Source organism: Celeribacter ethanolicus, assembly GCF_002407265.1.
In the GTDB taxonomy this organism is placed as follows: Bacteria; Pseudomonadota; Alphaproteobacteria; order Rhodobacterales; family Rhodobacteraceae; genus Celeribacter; species Celeribacter ethanolicus.
In genome coordinates this window covers 2,622,611-2,641,583 of sequence record NZ_CP022196.1, presented here as the reverse complement: position 1 = coordinate 2,641,583, position 18,973 = coordinate 2,622,611, and the positions used below count along the sequence as shown (strand labels likewise).

18 protein-coding genes are annotated in these 18,973 nt (G+C 59.4%); 11 read left to right on the top strand and 7 right to left on the bottom strand.

Going from position 1 to position 18,973, the window contains the following annotated elements; genetic code table 11:
- Positions 1-65 precede the first annotated feature (65 nt).
- The 7 genes from CEW89_RS13000 to hslU all read left to right on the top strand — a co-directional run bounded on the left by CEW89_RS13000 (position 66) and on the right by hslU (position 10,453).
- The gene (locus CEW89_RS13000) at positions 66-1,100 is read left to right on the top strand and encodes an aminoglycoside phosphotransferase family protein (RefSeq protein WP_096806162.1); all 1,035 of its coding nucleotides are present in this window, start codon (positions 66-68) and stop codon (positions 1,098-1,100) included.
- A gap of 26 nt (positions 1,101-1,126) precedes the next feature.
- Positions 1,127-1,750, top strand: a complete 624-nt coding sequence (locus CEW89_RS12995) for a nucleotidyltransferase family protein (RefSeq protein ID WP_338012176.1) — start codon at positions 1,127-1,129, stop codon at positions 1,748-1,750.
- On the top strand, positions 1,750-4,722 hold the full coding sequence (addB, locus tag CEW89_RS12990; protein WP_096806161.1) for a double-strand break repair protein AddB: 2,973 nt from the start codon (positions 1,750-1,752) through the stop codon (positions 4,720-4,722). The genes CEW89_RS12995 and addB overlap by 1 nt, the downstream gene beginning before the upstream one ends.
- Positions 4,715-8,095 (top strand): double-strand break repair helicase AddA, encoded by a 3,381-nt coding sequence (gene addA, locus CEW89_RS12985; protein ID WP_096806160.1) that lies wholly within the window; start codon positions 4,715-4,717, stop codon positions 8,093-8,095. The genes addB and addA overlap by 8 nt, the downstream gene beginning before the upstream one ends.
- 56 nt (positions 8,096-8,151) lie before the next feature.
- Positions 8,152-8,472: a thioredoxin gene (trxA, locus tag CEW89_RS12980; protein WP_096806159.1), complete on the top strand. Its 321-nt coding sequence runs from the start codon at positions 8,152-8,154 to the stop codon at positions 8,470-8,472.
- A 125-nt stretch (positions 8,473-8,597) separates the two neighbouring features.
- Positions 8,598-9,155, top strand: a complete 558-nt coding sequence (hslV, locus tag CEW89_RS12975; protein ID WP_096806158.1) for an ATP-dependent protease subunit HslV — start codon at positions 8,598-8,600, stop codon at positions 9,153-9,155.
- Positions 9,152-10,453 carry an ATP-dependent protease ATPase subunit HslU gene (hslU, locus tag CEW89_RS12970; RefSeq protein ID WP_096806157.1) on the top strand — a complete coding sequence of 434 codons (1,302 nt, stop codon included), beginning with the start codon at positions 9,152-9,154 and terminating at the stop codon, positions 10,451-10,453. The genes hslV and hslU overlap by 4 nt, the downstream gene beginning before the upstream one ends.
- A gap of 18 nt (positions 10,454-10,471) precedes the next feature.
- Here the strand turns inward: hslU and CEW89_RS12965 are convergent, their stop codons facing one another.
- Genes CEW89_RS12965 through CEW89_RS12955 form a run of 3 tightly spaced genes read right to left on the bottom strand, consistent with a single transcriptional unit; the run spans position 10,472 to position 12,773 of the window.
- The gene (locus CEW89_RS12965; RefSeq protein WP_066703506.1) at positions 10,472-11,071 is read right to left on the bottom strand and encodes a Smr/MutS family protein; all 600 of its coding nucleotides are present in this window, start codon (positions 11,069-11,071) and stop codon (positions 10,472-10,474) included.
- Positions 11,068-12,108 carry a murein transglycosylase A gene (gene mltA, locus CEW89_RS12960; RefSeq protein WP_096806156.1) on the bottom strand — a complete coding sequence of 347 codons (1,041 nt, stop codon included), beginning with the start codon at positions 12,106-12,108 and terminating at the stop codon, positions 11,068-11,070. The genes CEW89_RS12965 and mltA overlap by 4 nt, the downstream gene beginning before the upstream one ends.
- Entirely contained in the window at positions 12,108-12,773 is a 666-nt protein-coding gene (locus CEW89_RS12955; RefSeq protein ID WP_066703500.1) for a Tim44/TimA family putative adaptor protein, read from the bottom strand. The genes mltA and CEW89_RS12955 overlap by 1 nt, the downstream gene beginning before the upstream one ends.
- Positions 12,774-12,880: 107 nt before the next feature.
- On the opposite strand from CEW89_RS12955, the gene CEW89_RS12950 reads away from it, so the two are divergent.
- Together CEW89_RS12950 and secB are read left to right on the top strand one after the other, a co-directional pair.
- Positions 12,881-13,384, top strand: coding sequence for an FxsA family protein (locus CEW89_RS12950; protein ID WP_096806155.1), 504 nt, complete (start codon positions 12,881-12,883; stop codon positions 13,382-13,384).
- A 57-nt stretch (positions 13,385-13,441) separates the two neighbouring features.
- Positions 13,442-13,951: a protein-export chaperone SecB gene (secB, locus tag CEW89_RS12945; protein WP_066703494.1), complete on the top strand. Its 510-nt coding sequence runs from the start codon at positions 13,442-13,444 to the stop codon at positions 13,949-13,951.
- A 6-nt stretch (positions 13,952-13,957) separates the two neighbouring features.
- Here secB and dnaQ read toward each other — a convergent pair whose 3' ends face one another.
- The 4 genes from dnaQ to CEW89_RS12925 are packed head-to-tail and all read right to left on the bottom strand — an operon-like array spanning position 13,958 to position 16,719.
- Positions 13,958-14,698, bottom strand: a complete 741-nt coding sequence (dnaQ, locus tag CEW89_RS12940) for a DNA polymerase III subunit epsilon (RefSeq protein WP_066703492.1) — start codon at positions 14,696-14,698, stop codon at positions 13,958-13,960.
- Positions 14,691-15,290, bottom strand: a complete 600-nt coding sequence (gene coaE / locus CEW89_RS12935; RefSeq protein WP_066703490.1) for a dephospho-CoA kinase — start codon at positions 15,288-15,290, stop codon at positions 14,691-14,693. The genes dnaQ and coaE overlap by 8 nt, the downstream gene beginning before the upstream one ends.
- The gene (locus tag CEW89_RS12930; RefSeq protein ID WP_096806154.1) at positions 15,287-16,117 is read right to left on the bottom strand and encodes a shikimate dehydrogenase; all 831 of its coding nucleotides are present in this window, start codon (positions 16,115-16,117) and stop codon (positions 15,287-15,289) included. The genes coaE and CEW89_RS12930 overlap by 4 nt, the downstream gene beginning before the upstream one ends.
- Positions 16,114-16,719, bottom strand: a complete 606-nt coding sequence (locus CEW89_RS12925; protein WP_425321008.1) for a Maf family protein — start codon at positions 16,717-16,719, stop codon at positions 16,114-16,116. The genes CEW89_RS12930 and CEW89_RS12925 overlap by 4 nt, the downstream gene beginning before the upstream one ends.
- Positions 16,720-17,114: 395 nt before the next feature.
- Between CEW89_RS12925 and hemJ the strand changes: the two genes are divergently transcribed.
- Both hemJ and rho read left to right on the top strand, forming a co-directional pair.
- Positions 17,115-17,567, top strand: a complete 453-nt coding sequence (gene hemJ, locus CEW89_RS12920; RefSeq protein WP_096806153.1) for a protoporphyrinogen oxidase HemJ — start codon at positions 17,115-17,117, stop codon at positions 17,565-17,567.
- 125 nt (positions 17,568-17,692) lie between these two features.
- Positions 17,693-18,964, top strand: a complete 1,272-nt coding sequence (rho, locus tag CEW89_RS12915) for a transcription termination factor Rho (RefSeq protein ID WP_066703479.1) — start codon at positions 17,693-17,695, stop codon at positions 18,962-18,964.
- Positions 18,965-18,973: the final 9 nt, after the last annotated feature.

Here is an 18,973-nt window from a genome sequence, read left to right as displayed (position 1 = left end):
CCCTTGTATCCCCCGCAGCGGGGCCTAAAGTCGGGCGACACACGTCCGACGCAAAAGGCCCCAACGTGACCCAATCCAGTGATCGCGCCGATAAACTTGCGGCATTCCTGCACTCCAGCGACTGGGCTTCGGTGCGCTCGGTTGCTTTGGCGGGAGACGCCTCCCGCCGCCGTTACCATCGCCTGTTCGATGACGCCTCCGGGCGTCAGGCTATCGTGATGGATGCCCCTCCAGAGGCTGGAGAAGATGTCCGACCCTTCCTCAAAGTCGCTTCCTATCTGCGCAGTCTCGGGCTCTCCGCACCTGAAATCTACGCCACGGATGAGGAGCAAGGCTTCCTGATCCTCGAAGATTTCGGCGAAGATCTTTACGATCGGGTCTGCCTGCGCAGCCCCGCCTCGGAACCCGAGATTTACGACGCAGCCGTGGACGTTCTGGTCCGGTTGAGCAGCGCCGATCCGATGCAAGGGCTCGAAGATTACGGTCCGAGAATGACCGATCTCGCCCTGTCCTGCTTTCGCTGGTACGCAGAACCGATCCTTGAGCGCGACCTATCAGAAGAACGTGAAGCCACACGCGTCGCTCTTACGCCGCTGATCGACGAGCTCGGCCCCGGCCGCGTGACCATTCTTCGCGATTATCACGCCCAGAACCTGCTCTGGCTTCCGGAACGCTCCGGGACGGCACATGTCGGCCTGCTCGACTTTCAGGACGCCATGCTGGGTCACCCGGCCTATGATCTCATCTCCCTGACCACAGACGCGCGGCGCGATGTTTCCAGCGCCATTCAAACCCGTTGCATCGACCGTTTTTGCGACGGTTTGGGCCAGAATCGGGTCGATTTTTCTCGTCAGGCGGCTATTTGTTCCGTCCAGCGCAACCTCCGCATCCTGATGGTGTTCGGGCGCATGTCCTTGCATTTCGGGCGCCCGCATTACGTGGATCTGATCCCGCGCGTCTGGCGCTATCTGCAACAGGATCTGCAACATCCCGACCTTGCCGATCTGGCAAACCGGCTGCACAACACGCTGCCCGAACCCAATGAAAAAGCACTCGAAACCCTGAAGGCAAAATGCGGCACCATCCCGACTCTGCAATGATCTTTTGCGCGGGTCGAGGCACCCGCATGAAAGCACTGACCACCCATCGCCCCAAGCCCCTGATCGAGGTGGCCGGACGGCCTCTGGTCGATCATGCCCTGGAGCAATTGGAAGGCGTGCAGCATCGTGTTGCCAACCTGCATTATCTCCCCACGACGCTCGAAAAGCACCTCAAGAACGCCGGTGTGCAGACGATTTACGAGGAAGATCTCCTCGAAACCGGCGGTGGTTTGAAAAATGCCCTGCCGATGTTTCACGAAAATGCCCTCTTCACGATGAACACCGATGCGGTCTGGAAAGGTCCGCGCGCTTCCGAGGTCCTTGCCGCACATTGGCAGCCGAACAAGATGGACGCCCTGCTTCTCGTGGTCCCAAAATCCCGCGCTCACGGGCATCTGGGGCAGGGCGATTTCGATCTGTTACAAGACGGCCAACTGCGCCGCGGCACTCAGACCGTTTACACAGGGATGCAGATTTTGAAAACTGACCCGGTCGCAGACATCGAAGACCGGCATTTCTCGCTCAACCGCGTGTGGGAAACTCTGTTCCATGCCGGACGGATTTATGGGGTGGAATATGAGGGGCATTGGTGCGATGTCGGCCACCCCGATGGTATTGCCATTGCGGAAGAGGTTTTGAAGGAGGCGTGATGTTCGCCGAGGCGGGGAAACCGGGTTTGTTTGGCGTGCCCTGCGGCGCGGAGTATCCGCGTGCGATCAAGATCGGGCTTCTGGAGCGTCTGAAAGACACAGCTCCCGAGCTGCTGGCGCGCACGGAGATTTTCGTCAACACCTCTCGCATGCGCAAGGATATTCAGCGTGCCTTCGACGATGAATCGACCCGATTCCTGCCAAAAATCCGTCTTTTGACCGAATTGGGCACGGATCATCAGTTTCTCGATCTCCCGGTTCCGGTGAACAGTCTGCGCAGGCGTCTTGAGTTGTCGCAACTCGTCGCGCATTTTCTACGGCAGGAACCGCAGTTCGCCACCCGCGCCTCGATTTTCGATCTCTCCGACAGCCTCGCACAAGTACTCAGCGAGATGCAGGACGAAGACGTCACCCCCGAAGCCATCCGCAATCTCAAGGTGCAGGACTCCTCCGGTCACTGGCAAAAATCCCTGCAATTCCTTTCGATCATCTTCGATTTCTTCGGTCCCGAAAGCGCCGCGGATCCGGGACCGGAGGCCCGCATGAAACTGGTCATCGACCGGTTGGAGCGGCATTGGCGCGATACCCCGCCGGATCATCCGATCCTTGTAGCAGGCTCGACCGGCTCACGCGGGCTGACCGCCCGCTTCATGTCTCTCGTCGCAAACCTGCCGATGGGGGCCGTCATCCTGCCTGGCGTCGATTTCGACATGCCGGACACGGTTTGGACGCAAATCCGAAACCCAGAACGTGCTTCCGTCGAGCATCCACAGGAACGCACCGCCCGCATGGCCGAACGTCTTGGTATTCGTCCACAAGACATCCGGCCCTGGCATACGACCGCATGTGCCAATTCGACCCGAAACCGGCTTATTTCTCTTGCTTTGAGGCCCGCCCCTGTGACGGATCAATGGATGGAGGAGGGCCCCGCCTTCAAAGATGTCATGCAGGCTACCGATCACATGACCCTGATCGAAGCTCCCGATATGCGCATCGAATCGAATGCCATTGCCCTCATTTTGCGCCATGCCGCAGAACATGACAGAACCGCCGCCATGATCACCCCGGACCGCGATCTCGCCCGGCGCGTCACGGCCTTGTTGGAGCGATGGGGCATTGTGCCGGACGACAGCGCCGGGATTCCGCTCAATCAGACCCCCCCCGGTCGTTTGCTGCGCCATATCGTCGGTTTCATCGGCCGCACCATGTCCTCCGAAGACCTGCTCGTGCTGCTGAAACATCCGCTCAGCGCGCGCGGCGCGCAAGGGGATGAAGGCCGCGGCTATCACCTGCTGTGGACGCGGGAACTCGAAGTTCATCTGCGCCGCAAGGGGCCAGCCTTTCCCGCACGCGAAGATTTGCTGAAATGGGCGATCGAGTCCGGCAAAGACAAGGCAGACAAGGACGGCCGCAAACATTGGGCGGGCTGGGTGTCCGATCTTCTGGAAAAGGTCCAGGTGTCCCAGGACAGTCTCCTGTCCGATCACCTGAAACATCTTGTGTCCTTGGCTTCGGCTCTCGTCAAAGGTCCGAACGGCGAAGATGACGGCGAGCTTTGGGCTCAGCATGCCGGCCGGGAGGCACGTCGTCTCATCGAGGATCTGCAACGCGAATCCGATTATGGCGGGAGCCTGAGCATCCATGAATTTGCCGACCTGTTCCGCGCCCTTCTCGGGCGAGGTCAAGTGCGTGACCCCTCTCCGAAACATCCGAAAGTGATGATCTGGGGCACGCTTGAAGCACGCTCCCTTCAGGCCGATCTGGTGATTCTCGCCGGGCTGAACGAAAGCATCTGGCCGCAGTCCACAGGTCAGGATCCGTGGTTCAGCCGCGATATGCGGCGGCAAGCCGGGCTGATTTCCCCCGAACAGATGATCGGCCTCTCCGCCCACGATTTTCAACAGGCCATCGCGGCCCAGGAGGTCATCCTTACCCGCGCCAAACGCGATGCGGAGGCGGAAACCGTCGCCTCGCGCTGGCTCATCCGGCTGACCAACCTGATGGCGGGGATGTCGGACGAGGGACGTGAGGGCCTTGAGGACATGCGCAAGCGGGGCACCGCGTGGATGGGGCTTGCAGACGCGCTCGACGAACCCGACACAGCCATCCCGCCCGCAAAACGGCCAAGCCCGCGCCCGCCCAAAGACGCCCGCCCCCGGCAACTTTCCGTCACCCGGATCGAGACCCTGATCCGCGATCCCTATGACATTTACGCCAGCCGCATCCTGCGCCTGAGCAAGCTCGATTCGCTGTCCCGCGACCCCGACATTCGCGAACGCGGCACCGCGCTACATGCGATCATGGAGCGCTATCTCGGCCAGATCGGCGACGACAGTCATGAAGCCGCCTTGGCACGATTTCTGACTGTCGCCGAAGAGGTGCTTGAACAGGAGGTGGCCTGGCCTTCGGCGCGGCGTGTCTGGCTGGCCCGCGTCCGCCGGATTGCCGATCAACTGGTGCGCGACGAACGCGACAGACTCCTGAGAGGCACCCCCTGCGGCATCGAGACCAAAGCCGCCATGCATTTGTCCGAGGTGGATTTTTCCCTGACCTGCAAGGCCGACCGGATCGACCGCAAGGAAGACGACACGTTCGTCATCTACGATTACAAATCCGGCACACCGCCCAGCGAAAAACAGACAAGAAAATTCAGCATTCAACTTCTGCTCGAGGCCATGATGATGGAAGCGGGGAAATTCGAAGGCGTCCCCAAGGGTCGGGTGTCGGAAGTCGCCTATCTCGGGTTGAATGCCGCGTTGAAAAAGACGGTTCTGCCGCTGGAACCGCATGACATCGCGGAAATCCGCGACCGCCTCGTCAAACTGATCGCCGCCTATGACGATCCCGGGCTCGGCTACACCTCCCGCCGCATGATGGAAACCGTGCAATATAAAACCGATTTCGAACATCTCGCGCGGTTTGGCGAATGGTCGATTTCCGATACTCCCGTGCCGGAGGACCTCGATGACTGAGATGAACGAGGCCACCCGGCGCCAGATCATGGCCGCACGCCCGGACATGTCGACATGGCTGTCGGCCAATGCCGGTTCGGGCAAGACGAAAGTGCTCACGGACCGCGTGGCGCGTCTGCTGCTCGATGGCACGCCGCCGCAACACATCCTCTGTCTGACTTATACCAAGGCCGCCGCCGCCGAAATGCAGAACCGGCTGTTCAAACGCCTGGGCGACTGGGCGATGTTGCCGAATGCGGAGTTGACGACCGAGTTGCAAGCACTGGCCCCGGACAAGGATCTGGACAGCGACGTGCTGCGCCATGCCCGCACGCTGTTCGCCCGCGCGATCGAGACACCGGGCGGATTGAAAATCCAGACCATCCACTCCTTCTGTAGCGCGCTTTTGAGACGCTTCCCGCTCGAAGCGGGGGTGTCGCCACAGTTCAAGGAAATGGACGAGCGGCAATCCCGCCGGATGATTGCCGATATTCTCGAAGATCTGGCCCTTGGCCCCTCGCGCAATCTGCTCGATGCTGTCGCACTTCATATCAGCGATCTCGACCTGACGGAACTTGCGCTCAAGATCGTGACGAAACGCGACAGTTTTCTGCCCGCGAAAACCGAAAAGGACATCTGGCCCTGGTTCGGTCTGCCCGACGGCTACGATGAAGCCGCGCTTCTTGCCGATGTCTTCCTCGGCGGTGAACAGGAGATGTTTGCCTCCTGTTCTGCCCTGATGGAAGGATCGAGCGCCGCCGATCAGAAAATGGCTCCGTTTTTCCGTCTTTGGGCTGGATTGGAGCCGGGTTTGGCTCTTGTAGAGCAGCTATGCGACAAGCTTCTCACCGGTGAAACCGCCAAAACCCCGCTGCAATCGAAATTCTATGCCCAGCATTCAAGCCTGCCGACGCGCAAGCTCATTGACGCCCATCCCGGCGCCTTTGACCGTCTCGAAGAACTGATGAAACGGGTGGAAACCATCCGCCCCCGCCTGTTCGCGCTTTACGACGCCAAACGCACGCTCGCGCTGCACCGCTTCGCTCAGGCGCTCTTGCCACCCTATCTGGAGCGCAAAGCGCAGCTCGGGCTTCTCGATTTCGACGACATGATCCGACGCGCCCGCGATCTTTTGTCGATCTCGAACGTGTCGCAATGGGTGCTTTACCGGCTCGATGGCGGCATTGACCACATCCTTGTCGACGAAGCTCAGGACACAAGCCCCGATCAGTGGCGCGTGGTGCAATTGCTGGCGGGCGAGTTCACTTCGGGCGAGGGCGCGCGTGCCGATGTGACCCGCACGATCTTTGTCGTCGGCGATCACAAACAGTCGATTTACTCCTTTCAAGGGGCCGCCCCCGAAGCCTTCGACCAGATGAAGACGCATTTCGGCGCACGGCTCAACGCTGTCGGACAACCGCTTCAGGACCTAGCTCTACAATATTCGTTCCGCTCCTCACCCGCGATTTTGGCGGCGACCGATGCGGTCTTTGCGGCCAATGGCGGCGAGGGGGTCGGCGGCATCCCGGAACATATCGCCTTCTTTGACGACATCCCCGGACGCGTTGACCTTTGGTCGCTTGAGGAACGCCACGACACCGACGAGGAAGATGAAAACTGGGAAGATCCGGTCGACATCATTCGCCCCGAGCATCACAACGCCCGCCTGGCCAAACGTGTGGCGGATTTTGTAGCAGAGCTTCTCGAATCTGGCTCAATTCCCCAAAAAGACGGCAAGGGTCGCCCGGTTCAACCCGGCGATATTCTCATCCTCGTGCGCAGCCGGTCCGAGTTGTTCGGTCGGATGTTGCGGACGTTGAAGTCTCATCCGGCGGGCATTCCTGTGGCCGGGGCCGACCGGATGACCTTGGGCGAGGAAATGGCGGTCAAGGACATGCGCTCCCTGCTAGCCTTCCTGTCCTTGCAGGACGACGATCTCGCTCTGGCCGAAGTATTGAAATCGCCGCTGTTCAACTGGTCCGAGCGCGATCTTTACCGACTTGCCCACGGACGCACGACGATCACGCTCTGGCGTCAACTCTATGAACGCCGGGCGGACTGGCCCGAGACCTATGCGATCCTCGAAGATTTGCGGCAGGTCTCCGACTTCTTGCGGCCCTATGACCTGATCGAACGGGTGCTGATCCGTCACAATGGGCGGCGCAAATTCATTGCCCGGCTCGGTAAGGAAGCCGAGGACGGGCTCGACGCGCTTTTGCATCAGGCGCGGAGCTATGAAACCGCCGAGACGCCCAGTCTCACCGGTTTCATCGCCTGGCTCGAATCTCAGGACATTCAACTCAAACGCGTGCTGGATGAAAACTCCAACCTCGTGCGGGTGATGACGGCACATGGCTCGAAAGGGCTTGAGGCCCCGATCGTCATTCTGCCGGACACGCTGAAAACGCAGCGCGAAACCCGCGAGGAATTCATCGAACCCGAGCTCGGACATGTGGTTTGGAAGGGCGCGGCGGGGCGGCGCTCCGATCAGGTAAAACAGAGACTAAACCAGCTCAAAATCGCCGATCTCGAAGAAGACAGGCGGCTTTTGTACGTGGCGATGACCCGGGCGGAAAAATGGCTGATCGTCTGCGGTGCCGGGGAAGAAAAGCCCGACACATGGTATGAGTTGGTGAAACGGGGGCTTTCCGGCCTTGCGACCGAAACCTGCGAATTGGCGGGCCGTCTCGGAACCCGGTTCAGCCATGGGGTCTGGCCCGATATCGCCAGTACATCGGAGGCGTCGCGGAAAAAATCCCACAGCCTGCCGCATTGGGCTCTGACTCCCGCCAAACCGCCTGAACCGGGCATGGACATCATTTCCCCCTCCGATCTCGGTGGCGCCAAAGCGCTGCCCGGCGAGGACGGTGTTTTTGATAAAGAGGCCGCCATGCGGCGTGGCAGCCAGTTGCACCGGCTGATCGAGGTCCTGCCCGGCGTCGCCGTGCAAGATCGCGAAACCGTCGCCCGATTTGTCCTTTCCACTGGCGAAGAAGCTGCGCTCGACGAAGAAATCCCGGATCTCATGACCGAAGCGCTCGGTGTCATTCACGGGCAGTACGACTGGGATATTTTCGGCCCCAATTCTCTCGCCGAAGTACCTTATACAGGCAAGATGGGCGATCGGATCATCCACGGCATCATCGACCGGCTGATCGTCAAGCCCGAGCGTGTGCAGATCGTGGATTACAAATCCAACACGGTCGTCCCGGAGCGTCCCCGGGACATCCCCGAAGGCCTGCTGCGCCAGCTTGGCGCCTATGCGCAGGCCGTCGGCGACATCTATCCCGGTCGCGAGATCGAAGTGGCGCTTTTGTGGACGAAAATCGCAACACTTCAACCCGTGCCTCTCGAGATCGTGATGGAGGCACTGGGTCGCACCGCCACATCTTGACCCATCAGGGGCAGAGGCATAGGTTTTTGCTCAAGTACAAATTCAGGAGAAGCCCCATGGCAACCGTAAAAGTCAGCGACGACACTTTCGCATCCGAAGTTCTTGAATCCGACATCCCCGTGGTTGTCGATTTCTGGGCCGAATGGTGCGGTCCGTGCAAACAAATCGGCCCGTCCCTTGAGGAACTGTCCGAGGAACTCGACGGCAAGGTCAAAATCGTCAAAGTGAACGTGGACGAAAACCCGAGCTCGCCGGCACAATTTGGTGTGCGCTCGATCCCGGCTCTGTTCATGTTCAAAGGCGGCGAAGTGGCCTCCGCGAAAATCGGCGCAGCTCCGAAAGCGGTCCTCGCCAACTGGATCGCCGAAGAGACCTGATTTTCAGGGATATTATGCGAATTCGGGCGCCCCTTGTGGCGCCCTTTTTCATGTCCGGTTTGAAGGTACGGTTGCACCACGCGGATCGCGGTCACATATAGAGGACCAAGCGAAAGGAACTCCGAATGTCGAAAGAAGAATTTCCCGGCTGGCACGGCACGACGATCATCGGCGTACGACGCGGTGGCGAGGTGGTCGTGGCCGGTGACGGGCAGGTGAGCCTCGGTCAGACCGTGATCAAAGGCACGGCGCGGAAAGTGCGGCGGTTGAAACCCGGCGGGCATGACGTGGTTTGCGGATTTGCCGGATCTACGGCGGATGCCTTCACGCTTCTGGAGCGGCTGGAAAGCAAGCTTGAGGCCACGCCCGGCCAGTTGGCGCGGGCCTGTGTCGAGCTGGCCAAGGATTGGCGCACCGACAAATACCTCTCGAAACTCGAAGCCATGCTGATCGTCACCGATGGCGAGACGCTTTTGGTCGTGACCGGCGCGGGCGATGTGCTTGAGCCCGAACATGACATCGCAGCCATCGGATCGGGCGGCAACTTTGCCCTCGCCGCCGCGCGTGGATTGATGGAAACCGAGCATGACGCCGAAACCATCGCGCGCAAGGCGATGAAAATCGCCTCCGACATCTGCGTCTACACCAATGGCAACCTGACCGTTGAGAAGATTACCAAATGACTGATCTGACCCCCCGTGAAATCGTGTCCGAGCTGGACCGCTACATCATCGGCCAGAACGACGCCAAACGCGCCGTCGCCGTGGCGCTGCGCAACCGTTGGCGGCGCAAGCAGCTTTCCGATGATCTGCGTGAAGAGGTTTACCCGAAGAACATCCTGATGATTGGTCCGACCGGCGTCGGCAAGACGGAGATTTCCAGGCGTCTGGCCAAACTCGCCAAAGCGCCTTTCGTCAAGGTCGAGGCCACGAAATTCACCGAAGTCGGCTATGTCGGGCGCGATGTGGAGCAAATCGTGCGCGATCTCGTCGATGCGGCGATTTCCCAGACCCGCGATCAGATGCGCGAGGACGTCAAAGCCAAGGCACAGGGCGCGGCCGAAGACCGTGTGATCGAAGCCATCGCCGGCAAGGACGCCCGCGAGCAGACCCGCGACATGTTCCGCAAGAAACTCCGCTCCGGCGAGTTGGACGACACGGTGATCGAGCTTGAGCTTCAGGATACCGGCATGCCGATGGGCATGTTCGAGGTTCCCGGCCAGCCACAGATGGGCGGCATGATGAACCTCGGCGATCTGTTCAAAGGGCTTGGCGGCCGGACCGTCAAGAAACGGCTGACTGTGGCCGAAAGCTACGACATTTTGATCGGCGAAGAGGCCGACAAACTGCTCGATGACGAGACCGTAACGCGCGTGGCGCTTGAGGCCGTGCAGGAAAATGGCATCGTCTTTATCGACGAGATCGACAAGGTCTGCGCCCGCTCCGATGCCCGTGGCGGCGACGTGTCCCGCGAGGGTGTGCAGCGCGATCTGCTGCCGCTGATCGAGGGCACGACGGTCTCCACGAAACACGGCCCGGTGAAAACCGACCATATCCTGTTCATCGCCTCAGGTGCGTTCCACATCGCCAAACCTTCGGATTTGTTGCCGGAATTGCAGGGCCGTCTGCCGATCCGTGTCGAACTTCGCGCGTTGGAGGAGGGCGATTTCGTCCGCATCCTGACCGAAACCGACAACGCTCTGACGCTGCAATACAAGGCACTGATGGAGACCGAAGAGGTCGACGTCACCTTCACCGAGGACGGCATCGCCGCCATCGCGAAACTCGCCGCCGATGTGAACACGACGGTCGAGAACATCGGTGCCCGGCGGCTTTACACGATCATGGAGCGGGTGTTCGAGGAGCTGTCTTTCGTGGCCCCCGACAAGCCGGGTGAAAAGATCACGGTCGATGCTGCCTATGTCCACGCCCATGTGGACGAGATGGCCAAGATTGCGGATGTGAGCCGATATATGCTCTGAGGTTTCACGTGAAACTCCTCACTTCGGGCGGCGCAGGTAGACGTAATAGGCCCCTGTGCCGCCGTGTTTCAGATGCGCCTCCGACACCTGCAACACCGCCTCGCGCAGGGGTGAGCTGTGTAGCCAATGCGGCACCTGATGTTTCAACACACCCCTGCGCACCGGGATCGGCCCATCCTCGTCGCGCGGCTTGCCCTTGCCGGTGATCACCAAAACCAGCCGCCGCTCCATCGCCCATGAATTCAGGATGAACCGCATGAGCGCCGGATGCGCCTGCGCCAGTGTCATGCCGTGAAGGTCGATGCGAGCCTCGGGCAGCATCTTGCCCTTGCGCATCTTGCCGAATGTCTTGCGATCCATCCGCAGCGGCGCTTGCGACAGGTGTTCCGAAATCGTTGGCGCAAGGTCGTGCCCCAGCGCAGTTTTGCCCGCGTGCCTGCCGATCTCGATCTCAAACGCCTCAATCTCTCGCGGGGCTTTCGGTGTAGGGGTCTTTGCCGGTTCCGGTCGGGGCAGGGGATCGGGCATCCGTTCCACATGCATCGGCGTCGCGGTCTTGCGCACCGCGTTCCAGAGCGTCTTGTCCTCTTCCGTCAGCGATTTCTTGCGACGGCTCACCCTTCCACCCTCTCTTCGAGCGCATAGGCAAGCTGGATCGGTAAAAGCACGATCATCCGCCCCGGATCGCGAATTTTCCCGGCCTCTTCACCGGCCAGATCACCGGTGCCAAAGAAAATATCGGCGCGCTGCGCGCCCTTGATGGCCGATCCGGTGTCCTGCGCGATCATCAGACGATGCAGCGGGGTCTCGCCCTCTTTTTCGATCCAAACGGGTGCCCCCAGAGTGACGAATTTCGGATCGACCGCAATGGAGCGCATCGTGGTGATCGAACGATGCATCGCCCCTATCGGCCCCTTGTCTGCCGGAAGGCGTGGCAGTTCGCGAAAAAACACATAGGACGGGTTGAAGTTCAAAAGCTCCGAGCCTTCGACCGGATTGCGCCGCACCCAGTTCTGAATGACCTTCGCGGAGACCTGATGCGCATCGTAAACGCCGCGCCGGATCAGCTCTTTGCCAATGGAGCGATAATCCCGCCCGTTGTGTCCGGCATAACCGATACGGATCACCGAACCGTTTTCAAGACGGATGCGCCCCGAGCCCTGCACCTGAAGGAAGAACAACTCCACCGGATCGTCGACCCAGGCGATCTCAAGACCCCGCCCGACAAGCGCCCCCTCCGTGATGTCCTGCCGCGTCAGATAGGGCGCGCCAGAAACGACATCCGGAGGCAGGCGATAAACCGGGTAGCGATAGCGCCCTGTCTGATACCGCGAACCGCGCAGCTCCGGTTCGAAATAGCCGGTGAAAAGCGGCTCTTGCCCGTCCTCGATCACGACAGGGCGGAAAAACAATTCGAAAAATGCGCGAGCATCCGGCACACGCGCGGCAAGCTCGCAAAGCTGTGGCCATTCGGGCCCGTCGATCAGATCGCAAGTATTGCGAAACACGGTAAGGGCCGCGGCATGATCGTCCACGGCCCATTCAGGCAGATCATCAAAGGAAAGCACGCGCGCCATGAGATCCTCCGCAAAGGACGCTGGCGCGCTCAGAGCGAGCCCTGCCGCAAAGGCGGCCTTGGCCACCTTCGCCCACATCAGGCACCGGTCGCGACAAGCTGCCAGTTCGGATCGGCACTGCCCAGGTGGCGCGCAAAGGTCCAGATGTCCTTCTGGCGTTTGACCGCCTGCGGATCGCCCTCGACCACTTCGCCCTCGGCATTGCGCACGACAGAGGTGGTTTCACCCACGAAGCGGATCTTGATCTCCGCCTCATCCGTCGCCCGGTCGAGATCGGCGTCGATGATCTGAATCTCGCGCAGGCCGATAAACTGACTGTCTATGGTCAGACCCTTGGCCTGACGATCCGCCACAACGGAGGCAAAGGCCTCGTAAACATCTTCGGAAAGGAAAGGTTTGATGCTGTCGAGATCGTCATGCTCGAAGGCCATCAGGATCATCTCATAGGCGCCGCGCGCGCCCGAGAGGAATTCCGCTACGTTGAAAGACGGTTCCATCCGCTTGATCGCCGCCAGATTTTCCGCCGCCCGGGTCCCCGCCTCGACATTGTCGACAATGTCATGGTCCACACCACCGTCGATCACCTCGAAATCGCGTTTGACACGCGTGGCCTCTTCAGCGCCCGGATATTCGGCACGGGGTTTTTCAAATCCTTCCCGCGTGCCGAGAACGCTGCGCAGACGCAGGATCAGGAAAATGGCAATGCCCGCGAGGACAAGAATGGACAGAAGGGAATTCCCCATCGGCGTTCGATCTCCGTTCAAACGTGGAAATAACTATGTTCCGACCTTATGTAGGTGACGCACCCCGCCAAGTCTACCTGTGGGGCGGAGATAAGAGAGGACTTTCCATGTGGCTTTTCGCGCTTTTTGTCGCTGTTCCGATCATCGAGATCGCCCTGTTCATCCAGGTCGGCGGTCTGATCGGGCTTTGGCCCACGCTTTTGATCGTCGTGGTGACGGCCATTCTGGGCACCGCTTTGGTGCGGCAACAGGGCGCTTTGGCCATGTCGCAACTGCGTCAGTCCTTTGCCGAGCTGAACGATCCGGCGGAACCTCTGGCGCATGGCGCGATGATCCTTCTCTCGGGCGCGCTTCTTCTGACCCCCGGGTTCTTCACCGACACCGTCGGCTTCCTGTTGCTCATTCCCGCGTTTCGGACCTTTGTCCTCAAGGAACTGCGCAAACGCGTCAAGGTCCAAAGCTTTGTCATGGGGCAACAGGCCGGGTTCACACAGACCCGCCCTCCCTATCGCCAAAACCCGCAGGATCCGGGTGTAATCGACGGTGAATGGGAAGAGCTTGACGCGGATAAACCGAAAAATCAGGGCCCCTCGGGCTGGACTCGCCATTGAGGCACCGCCGTCGACCTGATACAAATCCGCGAATTTCATTTTTTGAGGACAGAGAAGATGGCCGAAAACGGCACAACCGCTCCGCAACCCGAGGCCGCCGCTCAACCCGCGCCCGTCAAAATGCAAATCCTGGGTCAGTTCATCCGCGACATGTCGTTCGAGAACATTCTGGCCCAGAAAGGTCTGAAAATCGAAGGTCGCCCGGCGATCTCCGTTCAGGTCGCACTCGACGCGAAAAAACGTGAAGAAGAGCACCAGTTCGAAGTCGCCACCAAGGTGAAGGTCGAATCCAAGACCGAGAGCGGCGATCAGACCCTGTTCATCCTTGAGCTGGACTATGCCGGGATCTTCCACATCGAAAACGTGCCGGACGAACAGATGCATCCGTTCCTGATGATCGAATGCCCGCGCATGCTCTTCCCGTTCCTGCGCCGTGTGACCCACGACATCACCCGCGACGGTGGCTTCCCGCCGCTGAACCTCGACAATATCGACTTCGTTCAGCTCTACCGTCAGGACATGCAACGCCGCGCCGCAGCCCAACAGGCCGCCGCACCGGTCAACTGAGTTCCCTCAGTCGAATTTCTTCCAAAGCGCGCCGTCGCCCAACTGCTCGACAAAGGCAGCATGGGCGGCGGCCTCTTCGTCTGTGATGCGCGGGGGCAGGGGGGCAGGACGTCTGGTCGGGCGCCATGCCTCTTGCGGACCGGAGGCAGAGCTGGCGGATTTCTTGCCCACTGGCGCCAGCACCAGATCTGGCTGACGCCCCCCGATCAGCTCAAGATACACTTCCGCCAGAATTTCGGAGTCGAGCAGCGCCCCGTGCAGGGTCCGCGACGAGTTGTCGATCCCGAACCGACGGCACAGCGCATCGAGTGTTGCCGGAGCCCCGGGAAATTTTTTCCGCGCCATGGGCAGCGTGTCGATCGCGCGCTCATAGGCGATTTCCGGCAGGCCGATCCATTTCAGCTCGGCATTGAGGAATTTCATATCGAACGCGGCGTTGTGGATGATCAGCCTCGAATCCGTACCGATAAAATCGAGAAACGCGCGCCCCACTTCCCGAAAGAACGGCTTGTCCTTGAGGATCACCTCGCCGTCTTTCGGCGGACGGGGATTGCGCAACAAATCCGGCCCGATCCCGTGCACACCGAAGGCCTCGTCCGGCATATCGCGATCCGGGTGGATATATTGGTGATAGGTCCGCCCCGACGGCATGTGGTTCTCAAGCTCAATCGCCCCGATTTCCACAAGACGATCCCCGCTGAACGGGTCGAACCCGGTGGTTTCGGTGTCGAGAACGATCTCACGCATGGGGTAAACGGCTCCTGATTTGCGAGAGCACATCCTGCACCTGTGCGCGGGCGGCTTCAAGGCTTGCGGTCTCGATCACGAAATCCGCCCGCGCGCGTTTTTCCGCGTCGGGCAGTTGTTTCGCGAGGATGGTTTTGAAATGCGCCTCCGTCATGCCGGGACGGGCGAGGACGCGCTCGGCCTGTGTTTGCGGGTCGACGGAGACGACAACTACAGCATCCATGGCCTTGTCGGCCCCCGTCTCGAACAACAGGGGGATGTCAATCAGGACAATCGGTGCCTGCGAATGGACAATGAAGTCCGCACGATCTTCTGCGACGAGCGGGTGCACGATAGCTTCAATGGTTTTGAGCGCTTCCGGGTCTCTGGCAATGATCGCTTTCAGCCGCTCTTTCGACACCGCACCATCCACGATAGCTTCGGGAAACACCTCGAAAAGCGGCTGAACCGCTGCACCATCTTGCTCATAAAGCCGTGCGACGGCCGCATCCGCATCCCAAACCGGCACACCGGCCTCGGCAAACATCTGAGCCGTGGTGCTTTTGCCCATACCAATGGAGCCGGTCAGACCGATGAGAAAAGGCTGTGTCATGAGGCAAGGATGAAATTGCGAGTGTCTTCATCCACTTCGGGCCGTTGTCCGAACCAACGCTCAAACCCAGGTGCGGCCTGATAGAGCAACATTCCAAGCCCATCGACCGTCTGACAGCCCTTGCGCGCGGCTTCTTTGAGAAAAGCCGTGTGCAGAGGTGTGTAAACGATGTCGGTCACCACGGCATCGGAACTCAGAAGATTGAGCGGAACCTTAAGCTCCGGCTGCCCTTCCATCCCGAGAGATGTGGTGTTCACCACGGTCGCAGCGCCTTGCATCATATCGCCCGCGTTGACCCACTCGACGACGTTGATCTTCGCCCCAAACTCTTCGCGCAGCGCATCGGCGCGCGTGCGGGTTCTGTTCGATAGCCGGATTTCCGGCACACCGACCTCAAGAAGCGAAGCAATCACCGCCCGCGACGCGCCACCAGCGCCCAGCACCACCGCAGGCCCCGCCTTCGGGTCCCAATCCGCATTCATCCGCAGGTTTTCAACGAACCCATAGCCATCGGTGTTGTCCGCATGCAGCTTACCATCGGCCCGAAAGATCAGCGTATTCGCGGCCCCGATCAGCGCCGCCCGGTCGGTAACGATGTCGGCAATCGCCAGAACATGTTCCTTATGCGGAATGGTCACATTCGCGCCCACGAAGCCCATCTTGGGCATCGCGCGCAGCACCTCTTCGAGATCGGCCTGCTCCACATGCAGATGCACATAATGCCCCGCAATCCCGTAACGCTTGAGCCAATAGCCATGCAGCGCCGGAGATTTGCTATGCGCGACCGGTGCGCCGATCACACCCGCCAATGGAATATGTCCGCTCATGATGCAATCACCCTTCTTTCCGACAGGTATGCCAGAAGCGGCAGCAGGGGCAAACCCAGGACTGTGAAGTAATCACCGTCGATCTTGGAAAACAGTCGCACGCCCTCCGCCTCAAGCATATAGGACCCGACACAATGACGGATCTGATCCCAGTTTCGGTCGAGATAGGCGTCGAGGTAAGCGTCCGAGAAATTCTTCATCTCCAAACGCACCTCACCGACATGCCGCCATTTCGGTTCGCCGTTTTCATAGATCACCGCCGCAGACAAAAGCTTGTGCCGCTCGCCCCGCATCCCCTGCAACTGCGCCCGTGCCTCCTCCTTGTCCCGCGCTTTTGATAAAAGTCGGCCTTTGAACGACAGTGTCTGATCGCATCCGATCACCATCGCCTCCGGATGTTTCATCGACACTTTCCGCGCTTTCCCTTCGGCCAGTGCATCCGCGATGTCGCGCGGCGTGGCGCCCTCGACCACAAGCGCGTCCTTTACCGTTTCTTCATCAATTCGTCCGACGATGACCTCGAACGGCACCCCCGCATTGCGCAGAAGCGTTTGGCGAATTTCGGACCCTGAGGCGAGGATGAGTTGTCCCGGGATGTTCATAATTCTGTTGAAAACTCCTGTGTCACTCTGGTGATCGTTCTGCCGAAAACCCGGCGCCTCATTTTCACGGGGATAACTGCGCGGTCCAACCCCAAACTCTCTGCGTCTTATCATCGTGGGTAAGACAAATCGTCTCCCTCGGAATAACCTCGTTGCCCCCGTCTTGCGAGCGTTTGTTCCACGAAACCCGCCCACATATATCTTTTCAATTCACTGAAAATAAATGGATTATTTTATTCTATCCGCAGATGTGGATAAGAAAATGAAAGATTGTGAACCTCTGGACGACGCTGGGGATAAGCGAATAATCCAGACTATCCACAGGCCCTACTAAATCATCATCTTTCTTTTTTCTTTTAATATTTTATTTAGAAGGAAACTTCGAAAGGACGGTCATGGGCGATTTTCTGGCAAGCGTTTACCTTTGGACGAAATCGCTTCACGTGATCTCGATCATCGCCTGGATGGCCGGGATCTTTTATCTCCCACGTCTCTATGTGCGTCACACCGAAAGCGTGAAGCAGGGCACTGAAACCGATCTTCTGTTTCAGGATATGGAAATGAAGCTCCTGAAGCTGATCATGAATCCGGCTATGATCTCGAGCTGGTTCTTCGGTCTCTGCCTCGTCATGACCCCGGGCATCATCGTCTGGTCCGATGGCTGGCCTTGGGTGAAAGCCGCCTGCGTCCTGGCCATGACATGGTTTCACATGTGGCTCGCTGTGCGTCGCAAGGAATTCGTCGCCGGTACGAACACCCGAACAGGCCGCCATTACCGCATGATGAACGAGTTTCCGACGCTCCTGATGATCTTCATCGTCATTATGATCATCGTGAAGCCTTTCTAAGAAAGATTGACTCACACAGTCTTTGCTCTTACTGAGGCGCAAATCCCGGCCGTCCGGCCAAGGGGATTCTCCTGTGACATTTGAGAGAAAAGACCGGCGCGGCGCGCGGGTCCCGATGGATTTCCATGACTGAAGAAAAACTCAATCTGGCCGATCTGAAAGCCAAGAGCCCCAAGACCCTTCTGGCGATGGCCGAAGAGCTTGAGATCGAAAACGCCTCCACGATGCGCAAAGGCGAGATCATGTTCCAGATCCTGCGCGAACGCGCGGATGAGGGCTGGGAGATTTCCGGTGACGGTGTGCTCGAAGTGCTGCAAGATGGCTTTGGCTTTCTGCGCTCTCCCGAGGCCAACTATCTGCCGGGTCCCGATGACATCTACGTCTCCCCCGAGGTGATCCGCCAATACGGTCTGCGCACCGGCGACACGGTCGACGGCGTGATGCAGGCGCCGAACGAGACCGAGCGCTATTTCGCGATCACCAAGGTGACGCTGATCAACTTTGAAGAGCCCGAAAAGGCGCGTCACAAGATTGCCTTCGACAACCTGACGCCGCTCTACCCCGATGAGCGCTTGAAAATGGAGATCGAGGATCCGACGATCAAGGATCGTTCTGCCCGGATCATCGACCTCGTCGCGCCAATCGGGAAAGGCCAGCGGGCCCTGATCGTTGCTCCGCCGCGCACGGGTAAGACCGTTTTGCTTCAAAACATCGCCCATTCGATCGAGACCAACCACCCTGAGTGCTATCTCATAGTGTTGCTGATCGACGAACGTCCCGAAGAGGTGACGGACATGCAGCGTTCGGTGAAAGGCGAGGTTGTGTCCTCCACCTTCGACGAACCGGCCACCCGTCACGTTGCCGTCTCCGAAATGGTGATCGAAAAAGCCAAGCGTCTCGTCGAGCACAAGCGTGATGTTGTCATCCTGCTCGACTCGATTACCCGTCTGGGTCGCGCCTTCAACACTGTCGTGCCGTCGTCCGGCAAGGTTCTGACCGGTGGTGTCGACGCCAACGCGCTCCAACGCCCGAAGCGTTTCTTTGGTGCCGCGCGGAACATTGAGGAGGGTGGGTCGCTCACCATCATTGCCACCGCGCTTATCGACACCGGCTCGCGGATGGACGAGGTCATCTTCGAAGAATTCAAAGGTACGGGTAACTCCGAGATCGTTCTGGATCGCAAAGTCGCGGACAAACGCGTCTTCCCGGCGATGGACATCCTCAAATCCGGCACCCGGAAAGAGGATCTTCTCGTGGATGCGAAAGATCTCCAGAAAACCTATGTGCTGCGCCGCATCCTGAACCCGATGGGGACCACGGATGCCATCGAGTTCTTGATTTCCAAGCTGAAACAGACCAAAACCAATGGCGAGTTCTTCGACTCGATGAACGCTTAAATAAAAGGA